Origin of the sequence: Ensifer sp. (assembly GCF_035999135.1) — a bacterium.
Classification (GTDB): Bacteria; Pseudomonadota; Alphaproteobacteria; order Rhizobiales; family Rhizobiaceae; genus Ensifer.
In genome coordinates, this window is the sequence record NZ_DASYGZ010000148.1 from 51,989 (window position 1) to 72,120 (window position 20,132).

General features: G+C 63.8%; 16 protein-coding genes. 15 read left to right on the forward strand and 1 reads right to left on the reverse strand.

What is annotated here, in order from left to right; translation table 11 throughout:
• Window positions 1-15 precede the first annotated feature (15 nt).
• The 14 genes from VGO12_RS19610 (at window position 16) to VGO12_RS19675 (ending at window position 18,364) form a co-directional block, all read left to right on the forward strand.
• The gene (locus VGO12_RS19610) at window positions 16-999 is read left to right on the forward strand and encodes an ABC transporter permease (RefSeq protein WP_327514432.1); all 984 of its coding nucleotides are present in this window, start codon (window positions 16-18) and stop codon (window positions 997-999) included.
• Window positions 996-1,898 carry an ABC transporter permease gene (locus VGO12_RS19615; RefSeq protein WP_327514433.1) on the forward strand — a complete coding sequence of 301 codons (903 nt, stop codon included), beginning with the start codon at window positions 996-998 and terminating at the stop codon, window positions 1,896-1,898. The genes VGO12_RS19610 and VGO12_RS19615 overlap by 4 nt, the downstream gene beginning before the upstream one ends.
• Window positions 1,895-2,710 carry an ABC transporter ATP-binding protein gene (locus VGO12_RS19620; protein WP_327514434.1) on the forward strand — a complete coding sequence of 272 codons (816 nt, stop codon included), beginning with the start codon at window positions 1,895-1,897 and terminating at the stop codon, window positions 2,708-2,710. Before VGO12_RS19615 ends, VGO12_RS19620 begins: the two co-directional genes overlap by 4 nt.
• A gap of 5 nt (window positions 2,711-2,715) precedes the next feature.
• The gene (locus VGO12_RS19625; RefSeq protein ID WP_327514510.1) at window positions 2,716-3,654 is read left to right on the forward strand and encodes an ABC transporter ATP-binding protein; all 939 of its coding nucleotides are present in this window, start codon (window positions 2,716-2,718) and stop codon (window positions 3,652-3,654) included.
• A gap of 79 nt (window positions 3,655-3,733) precedes the next feature.
• Complete coding sequence (locus VGO12_RS19630) at window positions 3,734-5,758, forward strand: beta-N-acetylhexosaminidase (RefSeq protein WP_327514435.1); 2,025 nt, start codon at window positions 3,734-3,736, stop codon at window positions 5,756-5,758.
• 229 nt (window positions 5,759-5,987) lie between these two features.
• Window positions 5,988-6,893, forward strand: coding sequence for a LysR substrate-binding domain-containing protein (locus VGO12_RS19635; protein WP_327514436.1), 906 nt, complete (start codon window positions 5,988-5,990; stop codon window positions 6,891-6,893).
• 195 nt (window positions 6,894-7,088) lie between these two features.
• Complete coding sequence (gene aldA / locus VGO12_RS19640; RefSeq protein ID WP_327514437.1) at window positions 7,089-8,513, forward strand: aldehyde dehydrogenase; 1,425 nt, start codon at window positions 7,089-7,091, stop codon at window positions 8,511-8,513.
• Between the two features lie 109 nt (window positions 8,514-8,622).
• Window positions 8,623-9,900 carry an MFS transporter gene (locus VGO12_RS19645; protein ID WP_327514438.1) on the forward strand — a complete coding sequence of 426 codons (1,278 nt, stop codon included), beginning with the start codon at window positions 8,623-8,625 and terminating at the stop codon, window positions 9,898-9,900.
• Window positions 9,901-9,905: 5 nt separating this feature from the next.
• The gene (locus VGO12_RS19650) at window positions 9,906-11,123 is read left to right on the forward strand and encodes a mandelate racemase/muconate lactonizing enzyme family protein (protein WP_327514511.1); all 1,218 of its coding nucleotides are present in this window, start codon (window positions 9,906-9,908) and stop codon (window positions 11,121-11,123) included.
• Window positions 11,124-11,144: 21 nt separating this feature from the next.
• A complete protein-coding gene (locus VGO12_RS19655; protein ID WP_327514439.1) occupies window positions 11,145-12,758 on the forward strand; it encodes a GMC family oxidoreductase in 1,614 nt (537 codons plus the stop codon).
• 226 nt (window positions 12,759-12,984) lie between these two features.
• On the forward strand, window positions 12,985-14,724 hold the full coding sequence (ggt, locus tag VGO12_RS19660) for a gamma-glutamyltransferase (RefSeq protein WP_327514440.1): 1,740 nt from the start codon (window positions 12,985-12,987) through the stop codon (window positions 14,722-14,724).
• A gap of 180 nt (window positions 14,725-14,904) precedes the next feature.
• The gene (locus VGO12_RS19665) at window positions 14,905-15,261 is read left to right on the forward strand and encodes an SPW repeat protein (RefSeq protein WP_327514441.1); all 357 of its coding nucleotides are present in this window, start codon (window positions 14,905-14,907) and stop codon (window positions 15,259-15,261) included.
• 233 nt (window positions 15,262-15,494) lie between these two features.
• Entirely contained in the window at window positions 15,495-16,898 is a 1,404-nt protein-coding gene (locus VGO12_RS19670) for a HAMP domain-containing sensor histidine kinase (protein WP_327514442.1), read from the forward strand.
• A gap of 329 nt (window positions 16,899-17,227) precedes the next feature.
• Window positions 17,228-18,364, forward strand: coding sequence for a YdcF family protein (locus VGO12_RS19675; protein WP_327514443.1), 1,137 nt, complete (start codon window positions 17,228-17,230; stop codon window positions 18,362-18,364).
• Window positions 18,365-18,484: 120 nt separating this feature from the next.
• On the opposite strand, the gene VGO12_RS19680 is transcribed toward VGO12_RS19675, so the two are convergent.
• A complete protein-coding gene (locus VGO12_RS19680) occupies window positions 18,485-19,348 on the reverse strand; it encodes an N-acyl homoserine lactonase family protein (RefSeq protein ID WP_327514444.1) in 864 nt (287 codons plus the stop codon).
• Window positions 19,349-19,407: 59 nt separating this feature from the next.
• Between VGO12_RS19680 and VGO12_RS19685 the strand changes: the two genes are divergently transcribed.
• On the forward strand, window positions 19,408-20,013 hold the full coding sequence (locus VGO12_RS19685; RefSeq protein WP_327514445.1) for a TetR/AcrR family transcriptional regulator: 606 nt from the start codon (window positions 19,408-19,410) through the stop codon (window positions 20,011-20,013).
• Window positions 20,014-20,132: the final 119 nt, after the last annotated feature.

The window sequence follows — 20,132 nt, forward strand, 5'->3', positions numbered from 1 at the left end:
CAGCGGGCTTCAGAGATGCGACTTTCCCGTCGACGGCTTGCCGTCTATTGCGTGGCGTTCCTCTTCGCGATCGTCATGAACTTCGCGGTTCCCCGGATGATGCCGGGAAGCCCCGTCGACAGCATGATCGCCCAACTCGGGCCGCGGGCAACGCCCGCGGCCATCGAGGCGATCAAGGCGCGCTTCGGCGCGATCGAACAGCCGATCTGGCGGCAGTTCGTCGACTACGTCGTCGGGCTCGCCCATTTCGATCTCGGCGTCTCGGTCAAATACTATCCGCAGACCGTGGTCGAGGTTCTCGGCCGCTCGGCCGGGTGGACCGCGTTCCTTGTCGTCACGGCCATCATCTTCTCGCTCTCGATCGGCGTGCTGCTCGGTGCTGTTTCCGCCTGGCGCCGCGGCGGCCGCTTCGACAGCTTCGTTTCGCCGTTCTCCGTCGTCCTGATCGCGGTGCCGCCGGTGATCATCGCCCTTGCGACGCTGTTCACCTTCGGGGTGACGCTCCGGCTGCTGCCGGTCGGCTACGCCTATGATCCCAGCCTCGATCCGGGGCTGAACTTCACCTTTTTCGGCAGCGTCTTCCTGCATGCGGTCATGCCGGTGCTGACGCTGTCGCCCTATCTCATCGGCGAGTTCCAGACGACGATGCGCTCCAGTATGATTTCCGTGCTTGGCGAGGATTACGTCACCATGGGCCGCGCTAAGGGTCTTTCGGAAACGGCGGTCATGTTCGGTTATGCGGCGCGCAATGCCATGCTGCCGGTCCTGACCAACCTCGCGCTGATGCTGGGCGCTGTCTTCGGCGGTTCGATCGTCACCGAGATCGTTTTCAACTATCCCGGCCTCGGCCTGACGCTCTACACGGCAAGCGTTGCGCGCGATTATCCTGTCATCCAGGGGCAGCTGCTCCTGATGACGATCGCCACGCTCGGCGCCAATCTGCTGGTCGATATGATCTACGGCGTGGTCGATCCGCGCATCAGGGAGGGTAGGGCATGAATGGGGGCCTTTCCTTGTTCTGGCGGCAGAAGAAAGCGGTCGCCGGTCTCATCATCATTGTCACGCTCTGCCTGATGGCGCTGTTCGCGCCGATCCTGGCGCCAGGTGACCCGAGCGAGCGCGTCGGCCGTTCGCACCAGCCGCCGACCGTCGAGCACTATTTCGGCACGACGAAGATGGGGCGCGACGTCTTTTCGCAATTCGTCTGGGGCGCGCGGCCGTCGCTAGCCGTCGGCTTTGCCACCGGCCTTGCCATCACCGCGCTTGGCACGATCGTCGGCCTCGTCGCCGGCTATTTCGGCGGGCGCACCGACGCGACACTGGATCTCGCGACAAATGCGGTGCTGGTCATTCCCAACATCCCGTTGTTGATCCTGCTCGCCTCCTTTGCCGGCACGGTCGGGCCGATGGCGATCATGGCGATCATCGCGCTTACCTCCTGGCCCTGGGGTGCGCGCATGACGCGGTCGCAGACCATGGCGCTCAGGCAGCGCGAATTCGTGGTGGCGGCGCGCATGGTCGGCGAGCCGCACTGGCGGGTGATCTTTGTGGAGATCCTGCCCAATCTGGTGCCGCTGATCGGCATCAACGTCGTCGGCAGCATCATCTATGCGATCGTCGCCCAGACGACGCTTGAATATCTCGGCTTCGGCGATCCGCTCAGGGTGACCTGGGGCACCATGCTCTACAACGCCCAGAATTCCTCGGCGATCATCGTCGGCGCCTGGTGGGACATCGCCGTTCCGGCCGCAGGCATCGCGCTTGTCGGCCTTGGTCTCGCGCTCGTCAACTTCACCTTTGACGAAATTGCCAATCCGCAGCTTCGATCCGGCCCGGCGCTCAGCCGCTGGCTGCGGCTCACGCGTCTGCGCCGCCGGCAACTGGAGGCCGCCCGATGAGCGATCCGCTGCTTCAGATCCGCAATCTCAATGTCGACTATCTGCTCGACCAGGGTGCCTTCCGCGCCGTCAACGACGTCTCGTTCGACGTGAAGCGCGGCGAACTCTTCGGGCTTGCCGGCGAGTCCGGCTGCGGCAAGAGCACCATTGCCTATGCGATCACCCGGCTGTCGAAGGCGCCCGCCTGGGTCGCCGGTGGCGAAATCCTGCTGGATGGCCAGGATCTTCTGAAGATGCCGGAGGCGGCCCTTCAGGATGTCCGCTGGCGGCGGATCGGCATGGTCTTCCAGAGCGCCATGAACTCGCTGAACCCGCTGATGCGGGTTGAGGCGCAGTTCTTCGACGTGCTGCGCAAGCACACCGGCGCGACCAGGCCGCAGGCTCGCGCGCGGGCCGAGGAGATGTTCCGGCTTGTCGGTATTCCCGCCACGCGCCTCGATGACTATCCGCACCAGTTCAGTGGCGGTATGCGACAGCGCATCGTCATTGCGATCTGCCTGGCGCTGAAGCCGGAGCTGATCATCATGGACGAGCCGACGACGGCGCTCGATGTGGTGGTGCAGCGGGAGATCCTGGAGCAGCTGGTTGACCTGCAGCGAAGCCTCGGCTTTTCCGTCCTGTTCATCACCCATGACCTGCACCTGATGGCGCAGCTCTGCCACCGCATCGGTGTTATGCTGAAAGGGCAGCTGGTCGAAGTCGGCGACACCCGTCAGATCAGCCGCGCGCCGAAGCACGACTACACGCGAAAACTCTGGGGCGCGATCCCGCAACTGCCGCACTCCGTCCGCAGCCTGGGGGTCGTCGAATGAACGTGATGCCATTGTCGACCGTGCCTGATCAGCAAGACGCGATTGTCCGCCTCAAGGACATCCGGCGTACGTTCGGCGCCGTCGAGGCGCTGAGGGGGGTATCCCTGTCGCTGAAACCCGGGCGGGCCCTGGCGCTGGTCGGCGAGTCCGGCTGCGGCAAGACGACCTGCGCCCGCATTGTCGCGCGGCTTGACGCGCCAAGCGCCGGCACGATGCAGTTTCGCGGCATCGATCTCGCCGAAACTGGCAATCGTGCAGCGGAGAATGAGCGTCGGCGCGCTATCCAGATGGTGTTCCAGGACCCGTTCGCCTCGCTCAACCCGGTGTTTTCCATCTATCACCACCTTGCGCGGCCACTGTTGTTGCACGGCCATGCCCGCAACGCCGGCGAGGCGAAAGCCGCGGTCGCGCGTCTGCTCGCCGATGTCGGGCTCGATGCTGATGTGACAGCGCGGAAATTCCCGCATGAGCTCTCGGGCGGGCAGCGCCAGCGCGTCAACATCGCCCGCGCGCTTGCCGTCGGACCGGATGTACTCGTCGCCGATGAGCCGACGTCGATGCTTGATGTGTCGATCAGGCTCGATATCCTGGAGCTTCTTGCGCGCATCAAGCGCGAGCGGAACCTCGCCATGCTCTATATCACCCATGACATCGCGACCGCTGCGCACATCGCCGAGGAGATCGTGGTGATGTTTGCGGGCCAGATGGTGGAGTGGGGCGAAACCGAAGCCGTGATCGGCAATCCGCGCCATCCCTACACCCAGCTTTTGCTTTCGGCCGTGCCGGACCCCGACCGCCCGTTCGTGCCGGGGCAAAGCGCCCGCTTCCTTGCGCATGCCGACGAGGTGCGGCGCGCGAGCCGCCCTGCATCGGACGCAGTGGAGACGGTTGCCGAAAACCATTTCGTCCGCACCCTTGGCCAAGCCCCGACGGGAGCTATGTGAACCGAGGACAGCCATCCCTCAAGAACATTCGCCGGCCATTCGGCCGTCGCAAAGAGTTTATTTTTCATGGAGCCGTTTGATGACGTTTGCCGCCAAATCTGAATTTCTGCTCGAGACCCTTTGGGTCCCGGTCGGCACCGCCGACAAGTCCGTCTACGCGTTGACGCTGACCAACAATTCGAACCGGCTGCTCAAGGGTTTTCGCCTTGGCGTCTCCGGTCCGGCGCGCATCGATCCTGCCGCCGAGATCGAGGGTGGACAGCTTCTGGTCCGATTGTCGAACTATGCGGAGTTTGCAGCACCTGCGGACCTTGAGCTGGAGCCCGGAGCGACCTGGACGCTCAAGGCGCACGGCATGAGCTACGAGCCGCGCCACTGGACCGATGGCGCCAATGCCGCCTTCCTGGTGCTTGTCGACGGCACGATGGCGCCGGTCTCCGTACATGCCGCACGCGCCCATGGCGACAACGCCGAGCTGAAGCGGGGCGCTGCCGTCTACCCGGTGCCGAAGGTTGCGCCGGTGCCCGTGTCGATCGTGCCGTGGCCGCAGGCGGTCTCGGTCTCCGGCCATATGCTGGCGCCTCCCGGTCTCGACGTGAAGCCGGAGGGAGAAGAGGCGGCGCGTGCCGGAAAGGCCTTCGCCGATCTCGCCGCAAGCCTGTTTCCGGTCGAAGGCGTCGTCCGCCCGGCGGCAGAAGGCGGTTTCCCGGTATCGCTGTCGAAGGCGGCCGATCTCGGCCCTGAAGCCTACGTGATCCGCTTTTCGCCCGCCGGCGTCGCCGTTTCCGGCAGCTCGGAGACGGGCATGCTTTACGGCCTGATCACGCTCGGGCAGGTCCTGCGTGGCGCGCGGCTTCATCCGGGCACCTTCGTGTTTCCGACGGGCGGCGAAATCAGGGATGAGCCGGCGCTGTCCTGGCGCGGCACCCATCTCGATGTGGCGCGACAGTTCTACAGCACGGCGGAAGTCGAGCGCTTCTTGCAACTGATGGCCTGGAACAAGCTCAACCGCTTCCATTGGCACCTCACCGACGACGAGGCCTGGCGCGTCGAGATCGACGCCTATCCGGCGCTGACGGAAGTCGGCGCCTGGCGCGGTCACGGCCGCAAGATCCCGCCGCTGCTCGGTTCCGGTCCTGAGCCGACCGGCGGCTACTACACCAAGGCGGCGATCCGGCAGATCGTGGCGCTGGCCGCAAGCCTCGGCATCGAAGTGATGCCGGAGATCGATATCCCCGGACACTCCTATGCGATGCTGCAGGCGATCCCGGAACTGCGCGACCCTGAAGAGCAGGGCAGCTACTTCTCGGTCCAGGGTTTCCCGGACAATTGCCTCAACCCGGCGCGGGAAGAAACCTACCGCGTGCTGGAGACCATCTTCGACGAGCTGATCGAACTCTTCCCGATGCGGGCGATCCATGTCGGCGCCGACGAGGTCCCGCTCGGTGCCTGGTCGGGGTCGCCCGAGGCGCTCACGCGCCTTCGCGCCGTTGCCGGTGAGGAGGTGGCGGAGACCCACGCCAAGCGCCTGAACGTCGTTACCAACACCCATGGCGCCGACGAGATCGACGGCTCGGGTGCGGCTGTACTCCAGGGCGAATTCCTCGCGCGCATCCAGGCGTTCCTCGCCAGCCGCGATTGCGTCACCGGCGGCTGGCAGGAGGCGGCCCACGGCAATGTCATCGACAAGAAAAAGTCTCTGCTGTTCGGCTGGCGCACGGTCGAGGCCTCGGCGGCGCTTGCCGAGGAAGGCTACGACATCGTCGTCTGCCCCGGCCAGGTCTACTATCTCGACATGGCCAACAGCCCGGCCTGGTCGGAGCCGGGCGGCAGCTGGGCCGGCTGGTCGGACCCGGAAAAGCTCTACACCTTCGACCCCGTTGAAGGCTGGACGGACGCGCAGAAGAAGCATCTGCTCGGCGTGCAGTGCTGCATCTGGTCCGAGCCGATGACCGATCGCGCCGTCTTCGATCGCCTCGTCTTCCCGCGGCTGTCGGCGCTTGCCGAAACCGGCTGGACCCGGCCGGATCGCAAGTCGTTCGAGAGGTTCGCGGCGCTGGTCGGGCTGATGCCGGTGCTCTACGGCTTTTATGCCGCCGAGTGAGTGCGAGAGAGTTTCCAGTTTTCGCCCGGACTTGGCCGGGCGATGGCCTGGATCGGTGAACGGCGGCGCAAGCCGCCGTTTGTCGTTTGCAGATCGCCGACCTGTGGTCAGCCGCATGCGATGTGGATTTTCGCGCTTGTACGTTTGCGCGCGGCACGCAAGAGTGCGCATCGATCCCGCGACCACGGCCGCGGACCTGTGCGTAGTGCTTCCCGAGGCCAAGATATCGATGCGAAGACTTCCTGGATTGTCGGCGATGAAGGTCTTCGAGGTGGTCGGCCAGACCCGCAGTTTTACACGCGCGGCCGAGCGCTTGAACCTCACGCAAAGCGCCGTCAGCCGGCAGGTGCGCAACCTCGAGGACGAGCTTGGCGAGGACCTGCTCATTCGCCGCCACCATCATCTCGAACTGACGCCGGCGGGCGCCGAACTGCTGGCGACCATCCAGGAAGCGTTTCACAACATCGAGGTGTCGCTGCGCAGCATCACCGAGAAAAGCAACCAGAACCGCCTGCGGATCAACGTGCCCCCGACCTTTGCCAAGCGCTGGCTGCTGCCGCGCCTTGCCCGGTTGCGCGAGGCATTGCCCGATGTCGACATCAGCCTCAGCACTGAAGCCTCCGATACGCTGGCCGAACGCGGGCTTCTCGACTGCGCGATCCGGTTTGGCGATGGCGAGTGGCCGATGCTGGACGCCAGCATCCTGATGACCGAGCGGCACGTCGCCGTCTGCGCACCCTCGTTGCTGGAGGGGACAAGGGTCGAGGGCCCGTCCGACCTCCAGCGCTTCACCTTCCTGCATGTCCTCGCTTCACCCGACCGGCGATATCTGACCTGGCGCCACTGGTTGGACGCGGCCGGATTTCAGGATGTCGATACCCGCGGCGGGTTGGAATTCGACCTGCTCGATCTGGCGATCGAGGCGGCCTGCGCGGGACTGGGCGTCACCGTCGCCGACCGCTCGATGGTGCGCAACCAGCTGCAGTCGGGCCAATTGCTCCAGCTCTTCGACGTCGAGGTCGAGGGGCACGAATCCTATTGGTTCGTCACCCGACCGCAGGCTGCGGGCGATGGAAAAGTGGATTCGTTTCGCGCCTGGCTGCTTTCGGAAGTCGCGGCCGACCACGTCGGCTGAGCCGAGCATTCCTTTTGCGAATGCTCTCACTGAAAATTACTCGCTTGTGCGCTTTTGCGCATCGTCGCATCACTTTCATGACGATACCGGTCGTGGGAGAGAGGCCCGGTCGTCGCTCGTGATGCTCTCTCCCGGCTAGTCCGCCTCCCGCGCCACCATCGGTGCATGGATTGCGGCAAGAACATCCGAGATGCCATGAGCCCCTATCGCAATTTCTCCGGCGGCCGCTTTATCGAAGCCACGTCTGCGGCCGTGATCGACGTTCGCAATCCGGCGACCGGTGCGGTGTTCACGTCCGTTCCGGCGGCAACCGGCGACGAGGCCAAGGCGGCGGTCGAGGCCGCGGTGAAGGCGCAGCGCGCCTGGGCGGCGTTGCCCGCCATTCAGCGCGGCGATGCCCTGCGCCGGCTGGCGGCGGTGCTGGAAAACAGGGCCGAGCGCATCGGTGCGGTCCTGGCGCTGGAATCGGGCAAGAGCCTTGCCGACGCAACGGCAGAAACGATCTACGGCGCCGAAGTAATGCGTTACCACGCCGAATGGGCGCGCCGGATCGAAGGCGAAGTGATCGAGAGCGACAATCCCGGCGAGACGCTGCTGCTGAAGCGCGCGCCGATCGGCGTTGCCGCCTGCCTGATCCCGTTCAACTACCCGATCTACACGCTGTTCCGGAAAATCGCCCCGGCGCTGATCGCAGGAAATGCCGTCGTCGTCCGCCCGAGCAACAACACGCCGACTTCGGCCTTCGCCGTTGCCGAAACGATCGTCGAAGCCGGCCTGCCCGAGGGCCTCGTCAACATCCTGACCATGTCGCACGACGTTGCAAGGACGCTCTGCACCCATCCTGGTGTCGGCATGATCACGCTGACGGGCAGCGTTTCGGCCGGCCGGATCGTGCTCGACTATTGCAAGGAAAATATCGCCAAGCCCTCGCTTGAGCTTGGCGGCAAGACGCCTGTCATCGTCGAGCCGGATGCCGATCTCGACGCCGTCGCCCGAATGATCCTCGCGGCCAAGACCACCCATTGCGGCCAGGTCTGCACCAGCGCCGAACGGCTGTATGTTCACGAGAGCGTGCACGACCGGCTGCTTGCCAAGCTGCGCGAAGGCTTTGCCGCCCGCACCTTCGGCAACCGCGCTGAAGACGCTGACCGCATGGGCCCGCTTGCCAACGCCGCGGCACAAAAGCGCGTGCACGACATGGTCGAGCAGGCGAAAGCCGAAGGCGGCGTCGTCGAAGCCGGTGGCTATCTGCCTGACGGTCCCGGCTACTTCTATCCGCCGACGCTGATCTCCGGCTGTCGTCAGGACATGGAGATCGTTCGCGAGGAGGTCTTCGGCCCGGTGCTCGCGGTCCTTTCCTACGCAACCTTCGAAGAGGCCCTGGCAAAGGCGAGCGACCATCAGTTCGGTCTGAGCTCGGTGCTCTTTACCGAGAACTACCGCACCGTCATGCGCGCCAGCGACGCGATCGAGGCGGGCGAACTTTACGTCAACCGCTTCCCGGCCGATCCCTACCAGGGCTTCCATGCCGGCTGGAAACGTTCGGGCCTCGGCGGCGACGACGGCAAGCATGGCATGCTCGAATTCACCCAGACACGCCTTGTCGTCCTGAAACACTAGATCTTTGAATTGAGCAATCTCGAGCGAAGGCAGGAATTGCTCTGACACCAACACATCAATACCGGGCCGGTGGCATCGCTCTCGCCGTCGGCCGGGGAGGAGACTGCCCATGAGCCTGACGATGGAATCCGAAACGGCAGCGCCAGCCGTGCCTGCGCGCAGCCGCTATCTGCAGCTGGCGCTGATCGTGATCGCGGCCGGCGCGATCTATCCGATCCTCTATCTGCGCCAGTCCTACCAGACGACGATGCTGGAGGTGCTGAAGCTTTCGAACACCGAGCTCGGGGTTCTCTACTCCATCCTCGGCACCAGTTTCCTCGTCGGCTACCTGCCGAGCGGATGGCTTGCCGACCGCGTCCAGCCGCGTTTCCTGATCCTGATATCGATGGTCGGCACGGGTCTGCTCGGCCTCTGGTACGCGACGTTGCCCGGTTACTCCGCCCTTCTCGTCATCTATTGCGGTTTCGGGGTCACGACAGGGCTGACGTTCTGGGCGGCAACGCTGAAGCAGGTCAACCTGATTGCCGGCGCCAACGAACAGGGACGCTTCTTCGGTATTCTCGACGGCGGCCGGGGCCTCGTCGAAGCTCTGCTTGCAAGCGTCGCCATCGCGCTCTTCGTCTTCACGACGGAAACGCGCGGGGCAGGGCTTGCCACCGGCTTCCGCGACGTCGTGCTGCTCTACGCCATCTTCTGCATCGTCGTCGGCGTCGCCTACTTCGCCGTGTCGCAGCCGGTCGCGGTGGACAGGACTGCCCGCAAGCGAGAGGGCAATCTGCTCGCCAATATCAGGACGCTGCTTCGCATTCCGGAACTTTGGCTCGTCGCTGCCATCATCTTCTGCGGCTACCACGTCTTTCTCGCGACCTACAGCTTCTCGGCCTATCTGCAGGAAGGCGGTTTCGGGATCTCCGCGGCCATGGCCGGCCTGATCGTCACGATCAAGCTCTGGCTGCGCCCGGTCGGCGGTATCGGTGGTGGCCTGCTCGGCGATCGCTACGGCAAGACCGGCATCCTGCTCGCGAGCTTCATCGTGGCGGCTGCCAGCCTTGTCGCGATGATCGCCCTGCCGGGGATGGGCTCCACGATCCTCTTCGTCGGGCTGGTGCTCGTCGTCGGCCTCATCACCTACACGATCCGCGGTCTCTACTGGGCGATCCTTGATGATTGCCATGTGCCGGCCAACATCACCGGCCTTGCCATCGGCATCATCTCGCTGGTCGGATACGCGCCCGACACCTACCTGCCGCTGGTCAACGGGTACCTCTCGGACACCTATCCGGGCATCACCGGCTATCAGTTCTATTTCGGCTACATCGCCATCGTCTGCGTCCTCGGCGCCATCGCCACCCTGGTGCTGATGGCCCGCCTCAAGAAAAAGGCATGACACGAATGAAGATCGCGTCTCTCAACACCTACGCCGTCGCCGTCCCGCCGCCGCATGTGGGCGGCATGTACTGGATCTTCGTCCGCCTCACGACAGCCTGCGGCATCGAGGGCATCGGCGAGATCTATGCGACCTCGTTCCATCCGAGCGCCATGACCTCGCTGATCGAGGACGTGTTCGAGCGGCACCTGCTCGGGCATGACCCGCACCAGATCGAGCGCTTCTGGCGCTCGGCCTATTCGAGCGGCTTCACCCAGCGTCCGGACCCGACGATGATGGGCATCGTCTCGGGCCTGGAGATCGCCTGCTGGGACATCATCGGCAAGGCGGCCGGCCGGCCGGTCGCCGACCTTCTCGGCGGGACCGTGCACGAGAGGCTGCGGGCCTATACCTATCTCTACCCGAAGAATGCCGTCGGCGAATTCGATTTCAACGACCCGGATCTCGCCGCCGAATGCGCGGTCGAAATGGTCGAGATGGGCTTTTCTGCGGTCAAGTTCGACCCTGCCGGTCCGTACACCAACTATTCCGGCCATCAGCTTTCACTCGGCGTCATGGATCGCTGCGAGGAATTCTGCCGCAAGATCCGCGATGCGGTCGGGAGCAGCGCCGACCTGCTCTTCGGCACCCACGGTCAGATGGTTCCGTCCTCGGCGATCCGGCTCGCACGTCGCCTGGAAAAATACGACCCGCTCTGGTTCGAGGAGCCGGTTCCCCCGGGACAGGAGGCGGCCATGGCCGAGGTGGCGCGCGCAACCTCCATTCCGGTTTCGACCGGCGAGCGGCTGACGACCAAATACGAGTTCCAGCGCATCCTCGAACTGAAGGCCGCGTCGATCCTGCAGATGAACGTGGCCCGCGTCGGCGGGCTGCTCGAGGCGAAGAAGATCGCCGGCATGGCCGAGGCCTACTACGCCCAGATCGCGCCGCATCTCTACAACGGTCCTGTGGGCGCTGCTGCCAGCATCCAGCTTTCGGCAGCCACGCCGAACTTCCTCATCCACGAAGCGATCCTCGACTTCTCCGGTTTCCATGCGGATGTGCTGAAGACCAAGCTCGTGGTCGAGGACGGCTACATCATTCCGTCGCGTGAGCCCGGCCTTGGCATCGAGCTCAATATGGACGTCGTCGAGAAGCACACGCCCTACACCGGCGAACGTCTTCACCTGCAGATGGACAGCCGGCCGGCCGACGTGAAGGCCTTTGCGCCGGCACGCGGGTAGTTTCCGACAATGGGACACGAGATGACCTACGATTACATCATCGTCGGCGCCGGCTCGGCCGGCTGCATCCTGGCGAGCCGGCTCAGCGAAAGCGGCCGCCACCGCGTGCTGTTGCTCGAGGCGGGCGGCAACGACAATTCCTTCTGGTTCAAGATCCCGGTCGGCTATGCCCGCAGCTATTACAATCCTGAGGTCAACTGGATGTATTCGAGCGAGCCGGAGGCAGCACTTCAGGATCGCAGCATCTACGTGCCGCGCGGCAAGGTGCAGGGCGGCTCGGGCTCGATCAATGCGATGATCTATGTGCGCGGTGCGCGCGACGATTTCGAGGACTGGAAAGCAGCCGGCAATTCCGGCTGGGGTTATGACGACGTTCTGCCCTACTTCCGCCGGCTGGAAACCCACGCGCGCGGCACGTCCGAATGGCACGGTGGCGATGGACCGATCCATATCACGCCGATGCGCGGCATGACGCACCCGATCACGGATGCGTTTCTTGAGAGCTGCGGTTCGCTGCAGCTGCCTTTGAACGAGGATTTCAACGGCGCGTCGATCGAGGGCGCCGGCGTCTACGACGTCAACACCAACAACGGCCGTCGCTCCCATTCGAGCGCCGAGTATCTTCGGCCCGCGCTCAGGCGGCCCAACCTGACGATCGAGCGCTACGCCCAGGCCGAGAAGCTGGTGTTTGCCGATGACGGGCGCGTGACCGGTGTCGATGTCGTCCAGAACGGCGTGCGGCGACGTTTCACGGCGGGACGCGAAGTCATCCTTGCTGCCGGTGCCGTTGGCAGTCCGCAGCTGCTGCAGGTCTCGGGCATCGGCGACGGCAAGGCGCTGTCAGGGCTCGGTGTCGAGACGCGCCGGCATCTGCCAGCGGTCGGCCAGAACCTGCAGGATCATCTCTGCGCGAGCTTCTACTACCGCGCCACCATCCCGACCCTCAACGACGAGTTCGGCAGCCTCTTCGGCCAGATGCGGCTCGGTCTGCAATATCTCCTGACCGGCAAGGGTCCGTTTTCGATGAGCGTCAACCAGGCGGGCGGGTTCTTCCGCGGACGGCCTGACGAGGAGCGGCCGAACATCCAGCTCTATTTCAACCCGCTCTCCTATCGCATCCCCAAGGATCCGAAGGCCGGGTTGAAGCCCGAGCCCTATCCTGGCTATCTGATCTGCTTCAATTCCTGCCGGCCGACGAGCCGCGGCAGCGTTTCGATCGCATCGCCTGACGCGGCGCAAAAACCGCTGATCCGGCCGAACTATCTGACGACCGACCGCGATATCGACGAAGTCCTGCAGGGAAGCCGGCTGGTGCGGCGGATCGCGTCGGGCACGGCGCTGTCGTCGCTGACGGCCGAAGAGATTTCACCGGCGCCTCTGGTTCAAAGCGACGAAGCGCTGATGGACTATTTCCGTGAAAATTCCGGGTCGATCTACCATCTCTGCGGTACCTGCGCGATGGGACCGGACGAGACGGTTTCCGTTGTCGACAGTCGCCTGCGCGTGCATGGCGTTCCCGGCCTGCGCGTCATCGACGCCTCGATCTTCCCCAACATCACCGCCGGCAACATCAATGCGCCCACGATGATGGTGGCCGAGAAGGGGGCCGATCTGATCCTTGCGGACGCCGCCTGAGGAACCGCCCAATGCGGATCGTCCGCAGTGGGGCGCTTCCCCCGGTGATTGAAGAGCACACGTGAATTGCCATTGCCGGTCGGGCGTGGCTATACTCCCTTCACTTCATAGCCGCCCACTTCTGGTGCCCGCCCTCCCGAACGATCGTTGCCGCCGTGCTCGACGCGGCAAAGCTGCGGCGTTCGCGAGTTTGCCAAGGCATCGCGAGCCTGCGAGGGAGAGACGCATGCCGAGTTCCCGCTTGAAGACCCTGTCGATGACGCTGCTCGTCGCTTCGAGCCTGGCCTCCTGGTCGGCCTATGCCGCCTCGCCGGAGCCGGTGAAGGCCGAGCACGGCATGGTGGTGACGGCCCAGCACCTGGCGTCCGATATCGGGGTTGCCGTCCTGAAAAACGGCGGGAACGCCGTGGATGCCGCGGTCGCCGTCGGCTACGCGCTCGCCGTCACCTATCCGACCGCCGGCAATATCGGCGGCGGCGGCTTCATGACCATCCGCTTCAAGGACGGCAAGACCACCTTCCTCGACTTCCGGGAAAGGGCGCCTCAAGGTGCGACCAAGACCATGTATCTCGACGACAAGGGCAACGTCGTCGACGGCCTGAGCACCGAAGGTTATCGGGCGGTCGGCGTGCCCGGTCCGGTGATGGGTTTTGAAACAGCACGCAGCCGCTACGGCACCAAGCCGCTCGCCGAACTGATCGCCCCGGCGATCGCGCTTGCCAGGGACGGCTTCGTGCTGGAGCAGGGCGACATCGACTCGTTCGACGGCGAGACCGACCGGCTCGCCAAGGATCCGGCCGCGGCCGCGATCTTTCTGAAAGACGGCAAGCCCTTCGCCGTCGGCGAAAAGCTCGTCCAGGCCGATCTTGCGAAGTCGCTTTCAAGCATAGCCGAAAAAGGCACGGACGCCTTCTACAAGGGCGCAATCGCCGACCAGATCGTCAAGGCGAGCGCCGAGAAGGGTGGCATCCTGGCGAAAGCCGATTTCGAGCGTTATGCCGTGCGCGAGCTGGAGCCGGTCAAGTGCAACTACCGCGGCTATGACATCGTCTCCTCTCCGCCGCCGTCGTCGGGCGGCGTAATCATCTGCGAGATCCTCAACGTGCTCGAGGGTTATCCGATCGCCTACATGGGATACGGTTCCGCCGACACGGTGCATGTGATGGTCGAGGCGATGCGCCATGCCTATGTCGACCGGAACACCTCGCTCGGCGATCCGGATTTCGTCGAGAATCCGGTCGCAAAGCTCACCGACAAGGCCTATGCGGCGGAAATCCGCGGCAAGATCGATCCGTTCCGCGCCGGCGTCTCGCAGGCGCTGATCCCCAAGGGCTTCGGCGAAAGCAAGGAGACGACGCATTACTCGATCATCGACGACGAGGGCAACGCGGTCGCCGTCACCTATACGCTGAACGGTTCCTTCGGCGCCGGCGTGGTCGCGCCGGGCACCGGCATCCTGCTCAACAACGAGATGGACGACTTCACCTCCAAGCCGGGCGTGCCAAACCTTTACGGGCTGATCCAGGGCGAGGCCAATGCGATTGCGCCCGGCAAGACGCCGCTGTCGTCGATGAGCCCGACGATCATCTCTAAGGACGGCAAACCCTTCATGGTGATCGGTAGCCCGGGCGGCGCGCGCATCATCACCATCACGCTTGAAGCGATCCTCAACGTCATCGACCACGGCATGAACATCCAGGAGGCGGTCGACGCGCCGCGCATCCACCACCAGTGGCTACCGGACAAGGTGTTCATGGAGCCCTATGCGCTGTCGCCCGACACCCGCAAGCTGCTGGCAGCGATGGGACACGACGTTCAGATCGATGAAAGCTGGTCGATCTGGGGGCAGGCGGCCGGCATTCTCGTCGGCGGTGAGAGCCTTTCCGACATCGAGCGCGGTGGCGGCGCTCGCTACAACGGCGCCGTCGATAGCCGCATCGGCGCGGGCGCTGCGCGCGGTTACTGAGGCCGGGACGGCCAAAGCGGCGCGAAGAGAGCGGCTCTAAGGCGCGCTTTGCACGCCTGATCACGGCTGCTCGCGCGAAAAAGATTTGAAAGCGCTTTCGTTTGATTTTATTATAGTTTTCAGAGCGTGCGACCGCACGCGATCGTACGCTTTGGCCAAGCTTCATTCGTGGAGGTTGTCATGGCACTGATGGAAGGAAAGAAAGCACAGGACTGGATCAATCTGGTTCTTGCCGCCTGCCTGTTCGTCTCCCCCTGGATCATGGGTTTCGTTGTCGAAAACGTTCCGGCCTGGAACGCCTGGATCGCTGCCGCCGTGCTCGGCGTTCTGGCGATCGCAACACTGGCCATGTTTGCGGAATGGGAAGAATGGGCAAGCCTCATCGTCGGTCTGTGGCTGATCGCTTCGCCCTGGCTGCTCGGTTTCTCGACGAGTCCCAACCCGATGTGGACGCATGTCGTCCTCGGGGCGTTGGTGACTGCGCTCGCGATCTGGGCGGTCTGGGATGAACGGCAGCATCCGCATGCACATGCATGATGATGATGAGGAAAGAAGATCGCGGCCCGGTGCCGCAGTTCCGGGCCGCGAACGACAGGCGTAATGTCGGGGTAATCTAGACTTTGCAGCTTCCCGCAAAGCCGATCCGCGAGAAATGCGAAGCGCCTGTTCGTCCGACCTTGCGCAATTTCAAAAAGCCGGCTCATTTCCAACGCGTCCGAGCGGAGCCAGCCGATGCCTTGCACAATCCCTTCAGCCCTCGGGTGCGCCCTGTGAGGACGTTCTGGCCCCGCTCCCTCAAGCAGCGGCTCATCGCTCAGCTTCTGGTCCTGCAGCTGGCGATCCTGCTCGCCTTCGGTCTCTCGTTCGTCAGCCTGCTGGTGCTTGCCGACGAGGGCGGTGTTCTCATCAGCCCGGCGCCGGTCGAGGTCGCGTTCGACGCGATCCGAAGAGGCCCGGACGGCAAGTTGATGCTCGCAAGAACGGAGGAGATGGGTGACGTCTATGCGCGGCGCCCGGATTTCTGGTTCATCGCCCGCAACGACCATGGCGAGGTCGTCCAGGCGGGTGACATTCCCGCGATCTACAAGGGGATGGCCGAAAATCTCGGCAAGATGACCTATTCCGATATCCGCGACGCCGGGGATCCATCGCCTTATCTTGCCGTACTCAGGCGCCGGGAAAATGCCGAGGGCGCCTTCACGATTTTCGGGCAGGGCGAGTTGATGAGCCAGTCGGCGCTGATCCTGCAGTTCTCGCGCTTTTCCATTGCGCCGATGCTGGTGCTTCTCGCCATCGTCACGGTCGCCGCCGTGCCGTGGATCGTCAACCGGGCAAGCCGGGGGATTTCCGAGCTCGCCCGCGAAACCGAAGAGATCAGCATGGACAGGCGCAACTATCGCCTCCCCGAAACCACCATCCCCAATGAGGTTCGGCCGCTCGTGCGCGGCATGAACGATGCGCTCCACAGGCTCGACCAGGCCTACGGCCGCCACCAGCGCTTCATCCTCGATGCGGCGCATGAACTCCGCACGCCCGTTGCGATCCTGCAGGCGCGGCTGGACTCGCTGGCGGCGGGCCCGGATCGTGACCGGTTGATTGCCGATTGCGAGAAGATCTCGGCCCTCGCCGAACAGCTGCTCGACCTGCAGCGCCTGGACGCCAACGCGACGCCGTTTGCCACGGTGGACCTTGTGGAACTGTGCCGCAACGTCGCCGCCGACCTCGCGCCGCTGGCGATCGACGAAGGCTATGAGTTTTCCTTCGAGCCAAGGGTCGAGCGCTCGCTTGTTCAGGCAGATGCAACGTCCCTTTCACGCGCCATTACCAACCTGGTTCAAAACGCCATTGAACATGCCGGGAACCGCGGCACGATCGTCGCCAGCGTGGAGGCGGGCGGCGTGATCGAGATTTCCGACGACGGCCCCGGCGTTCCCGAGGCGGAGCGCGAGCGCATCTTCGAGCCGTTCTACCGCCTGAAGCCCAGGGATCGCGGCGCGGGCCTCGGTCTCAACCTCGTGCTGCAGATCGCCCGCCGACATGGCGCCGAGATGGCCGTTCTGAGCGCACCAAGCGGCGGCGCGTGTTTCCGTTTGGCATTTGGCGGCGGGGCCCAGAACCGGGTGTTGCCATCTGACGAACCGCGGAAATCTCCGGCGACAAAAGCTGGCTGTTGATGGCATCGTGACCATCGAACGGCTGCGCCTCATCAGGAGGGGAGGCTGCCGCGGCATGATTGGATAATACCAATATAGCGCCAATCACTAACTGTCTAGAAGTTTGGACGCAACTTGCATGCGCTATCTGTAAGAAATGTAATATAATTTATCCGGAATTCGGGCGCGGAAGCGCACGGTTCAGCCGCAACGCGGTGGACAGGTGGTAATGTTTTGGTATTGCTGATGTTGGCCGCATATCGATTGGGCCAGATCGGAAGTGATTACGGAACGCCTATCTGCCCGAGGGTGAGCAAGCCTGCGGGCAACCGGAAAACTGGGAGATATCAATGAAGCCGAATTCTATTTTTGCCCATCTGACGGGCTCGACCGTGTTTACATCGGACGTTCCGCGTCCGACGAAGGCGAGTGGCGCGAGACACCGACTCCTTGCAGTATTGGTAGCAACGGCATGCCTTGTCTCGGCCGCTCCAGTCGCGGCCTTCGATCAGACCAATGCTGCACGTATCAAGCAGTTGGTCGACACAGGCATGCAGTATTACTGGTCGGGGGGCGACGTCAAGAAGGCTGAAGCCGAGGTCTTCAAGGGCATCACCCTTCACGGCAAGTATGATGTCGTGGAGGCGGCGTTCAAGGAGGCGTCGACTTTAGCGCCCGAGCGCCTGGATTTTCAGTATGCCGTGGCCTCAACGCAGATCATCCAGAAGAAGCTCGACGAGGCACAGACCACGTTCCAGGGTATCCTTGAAAAGGAGCCGACGGCTTTCGACGCGCAAAGCTGGCTGGAGGCAATTGCCCGCATCCGCGGCGACGAAACTGGCGCGGCACTCGCACATCAAGCGCTCGCGGGTCTCGATCGCGAGCGCGCGGAGGAATATCGGAAGCGCTTCGTTCGCGCAGAGCAGATTATGGCCGAAAAGCCGAGCTTCGATGTCCCGACGTTGTCCGGCAAGGTCGTGGTGGTCGCCTTGGGATACGCACTGGCGGATGACGGCACCGCGCAGCAGACCCTGCTCGACCGTCTCGACGTGACATTGAAGGCTGCTGAGGCCAATCCGACGGCACTGGTTATGGTGAGTGGCGGCGTGCCGAAGAACGGCGTAACCGAAGGCGACGTGATGTCGAAATGGCTGGTCGACAAGGGCGTCAGCCGCGATCGCATCATCATCGAAGACAAGTCGAAAGACACGATCGGCAACGTGATCAACGCCGCCAATCTGTTGGTGCGGCATCAGGCCGATACCGTAATCCTGGTAACCAGTTCCAGCCACATGCGCCGTGCCCGCACTGTGATGGAAGACGCATTGATGCAGCGCGATCTCCCAACCTCAGTCGTACCGATGAACGCGCTGGACGCGCCAACCCAGGACGAAGCTGCGAAGGTCGGACCAGACGAGCGGTTGGTTATCTACCGTGATCTGATGCGCGTTTCAGGCGTATGGGCCTATCCGGGCCTCCAGCAGTAGCGACAGCAGCGCCACAAAACTCCTCGAAGCCCGCGCGCCCCAACCCATTATGGCGCGCGCGAATTGTCGGCGATCTTGCGCAACTTCACGTCACAGCGAAAGGTCGGCCATCTTGTCGTTTCAGACCAAGGCCGATCCGGCTGCGAGCCGCGCGGCGCTCTCCGGGTCGTGAGCCGGCAGCAGGATCGTCGGCTCGCTCGCAGCAAACCGGCGGATCGACCGCAAGGTCGCAAGTGCCGTTGCCGGATCATTCGTCACGCCATCCGTCTGTTCGGCCAGGAGATTTGCCTGCGAGTAGGTCGCGTCCCCGGCCAGGAAATAGGTAAACGTATCACCGCGCACGATGACGGAAACGTGGCCGGCGACATGCCCGGGGGTCGGCACGAGGAGGATTCGCCCATCGCGGGTGATCGGGTGGGAGGCGGCGAAAGGTCCGACCGGCGGGCCATCCATGTCCACGAGCTCCGGCCGCAGCCAGATCGGCCAGCGCTGTGGCAGGCAGCCTGTCATCATTCCCCTGACACCGATCGAGACGGCGTAGTTCGCGCGCGGGCCAATAATCCGGCTGCGCGGAAAGTGATCGAGCCCTCCGGTATGGTCGTGATGGAAGTGCGTGAGAATGACGGTGCCGATGTCTTCGGCCGGATCGAGCCCCATCGCGAGCAGTCGTGCACCCACCTCTTCGTGGGGCGCGACGCGGATCTGCACCTGTTTGTAGAACGGGTTCCAGCCCGGAAGGTAACCGGGCACCGAATTGCGCCAGGTATCGCCGGTATCGACGAGAAAGCGGCCCTCCGGATGCTCGATCAGGAAGCACAGGATGGGCAAGGGGTCGATCCAGTTCGGATCCCGGAAGATGTCGATCTTGCGGCCGATGGCGCCGCGGCCTTCGCGTCCGGTGCGCTGGGCCGACTTCATGCGGGCCTTGCCCGTCTCGATTGCCGTCACCCTGATCATGGTTGCCTTCATAAAAAGAACGGTCATTCGTTTTAATATTTTCCACGCCTCTTTTAAAGAGGGAGCGTTCGTTTTATTTTGAGCGAATGCCGAAGATATCAGACGAGAAGCGCGCCGCCCGCAGGGCTCAGATCCTGGAAGCAGCCTGGACCTGTTTTCAGAAGGACGGGTTGCACGCCACGACGATGGACCACATCATCCGTGCGTCCGGCCTTTCGGCCGGCGCCGTCTATTCCTACTATCCGAGCAAGGACGACCTGATCCTCGCCGCGGTTGCCACATCGTTGTCGGGGCTGTCGGCGATCGTCGCGCCATTGCTGCATGCCGAGCCGCCGATGAGTCCCAGCCAGCTCGTCGGCGAGATCACGGAAGCGATCGACCGCTTTGCGAGCCGCGACGGCTTCGACCTGAAGCGAATCGCGCTGCTCGGCTGGAGCGAGGCGCAAAGGAACGAGCAGCTTCGCGCGACGATGAAGAGCTTCTACATCGATTTTCGCTGCGATCTCGCCGGCGCGCTGAAGCGTTGGCGTGACGACCGAACCGGTGTCGAGTATGACGTGGAGGCGGACATGGCCGCTGCATTGCTGTCGCTTGTGCTCGGCTATGTCGTGCAATCGGCGGTCATTGGCGACGTGTCGCCTCAGGGCATGGTCGACGGACTTGCACAGCTGGAACGGGCTGCGGTTGAGTAGATCTCCACGCTTTGACAGCAACTGTCCAATGGCTGCGGTCTGCAATTTAACCCTTCCCATCGTCCGCCGTTTGGCCTAGAAGGCGCGCCGTAATCCGGTCGCAGCCTACCCGGTCAAAA

Bases quoted from the DNA above. Each gene is read 5' to 3' on its own strand.
- VGO12_RS19620 (WP_327514434.1), top strand. From the start codon at position 1,895: ATGAGCGATCCGCTGCTTCAGATCCGCAATCTCAATGTCGACTATCTG.
- VGO12_RS19635 (WP_327514436.1), top strand. From the start codon at position 5,988: ATGCGAAGACTTCCTGGATTGTCGGCGATGAAGGTCTTCGAGGTGGTC.
- VGO12_RS19680 (WP_327514444.1), bottom strand. From the start codon at position 19,348: ATGACCGTTCTTTTTATGAAGGCAACCATGATCAGGGTGACGGCAATC.
- VGO12_RS19685 (WP_327514445.1), top strand. From the start codon at position 19,408: ATGCCGAAGATATCAGACGAGAAGCGCGCCGCCCGCAGGGCTCAGATC.
- VGO12_RS19615 (WP_327514433.1), top strand. From the start codon at position 996: ATGAATGGGGGCCTTTCCTTGTTCTGGCGGCAGAAGAAAGCGGTCGCC.
- VGO12_RS19625 (WP_327514510.1), top strand. From the start codon at position 2,716: ATGCCATTGTCGACCGTGCCTGATCAGCAAGACGCGATTGTCCGCCTC.
- VGO12_RS19655 (WP_327514439.1), top strand. From the start codon at position 11,145: ATGACCTACGATTACATCATCGTCGGCGCCGGCTCGGCCGGCTGCATC.
- VGO12_RS19610 (WP_327514432.1), top strand. From the start codon at position 16: ATGCGACTTTCCCGTCGACGGCTTGCCGTCTATTGCGTGGCGTTCCTC.
- ggt (WP_327514440.1), top strand. From the start codon at position 12,985: ATGCCGAGTTCCCGCTTGAAGACCCTGTCGATGACGCTGCTCGTCGCT.
- VGO12_RS19650 (WP_327514511.1), top strand. From the start codon at position 9,906: ATGAAGATCGCGTCTCTCAACACCTACGCCGTCGCCGTCCCGCCGCCG.
- VGO12_RS19665 (WP_327514441.1), top strand. From the start codon at position 14,905: ATGGCACTGATGGAAGGAAAGAAAGCACAGGACTGGATCAATCTGGTT.
- VGO12_RS19630 (WP_327514435.1), top strand. From the start codon at position 3,734: ATGACGTTTGCCGCCAAATCTGAATTTCTGCTCGAGACCCTTTGGGTC.
- VGO12_RS19675 (WP_327514443.1), top strand. From the start codon at position 17,228: ATGAAGCCGAATTCTATTTTTGCCCATCTGACGGGCTCGACCGTGTTT.
- VGO12_RS19645 (WP_327514438.1), top strand. From the start codon at position 8,623: ATGAGCCTGACGATGGAATCCGAAACGGCAGCGCCAGCCGTGCCTGCG.
- aldA (WP_327514437.1), top strand. From the start codon at position 7,089: ATGAGCCCCTATCGCAATTTCTCCGGCGGCCGCTTTATCGAAGCCACG.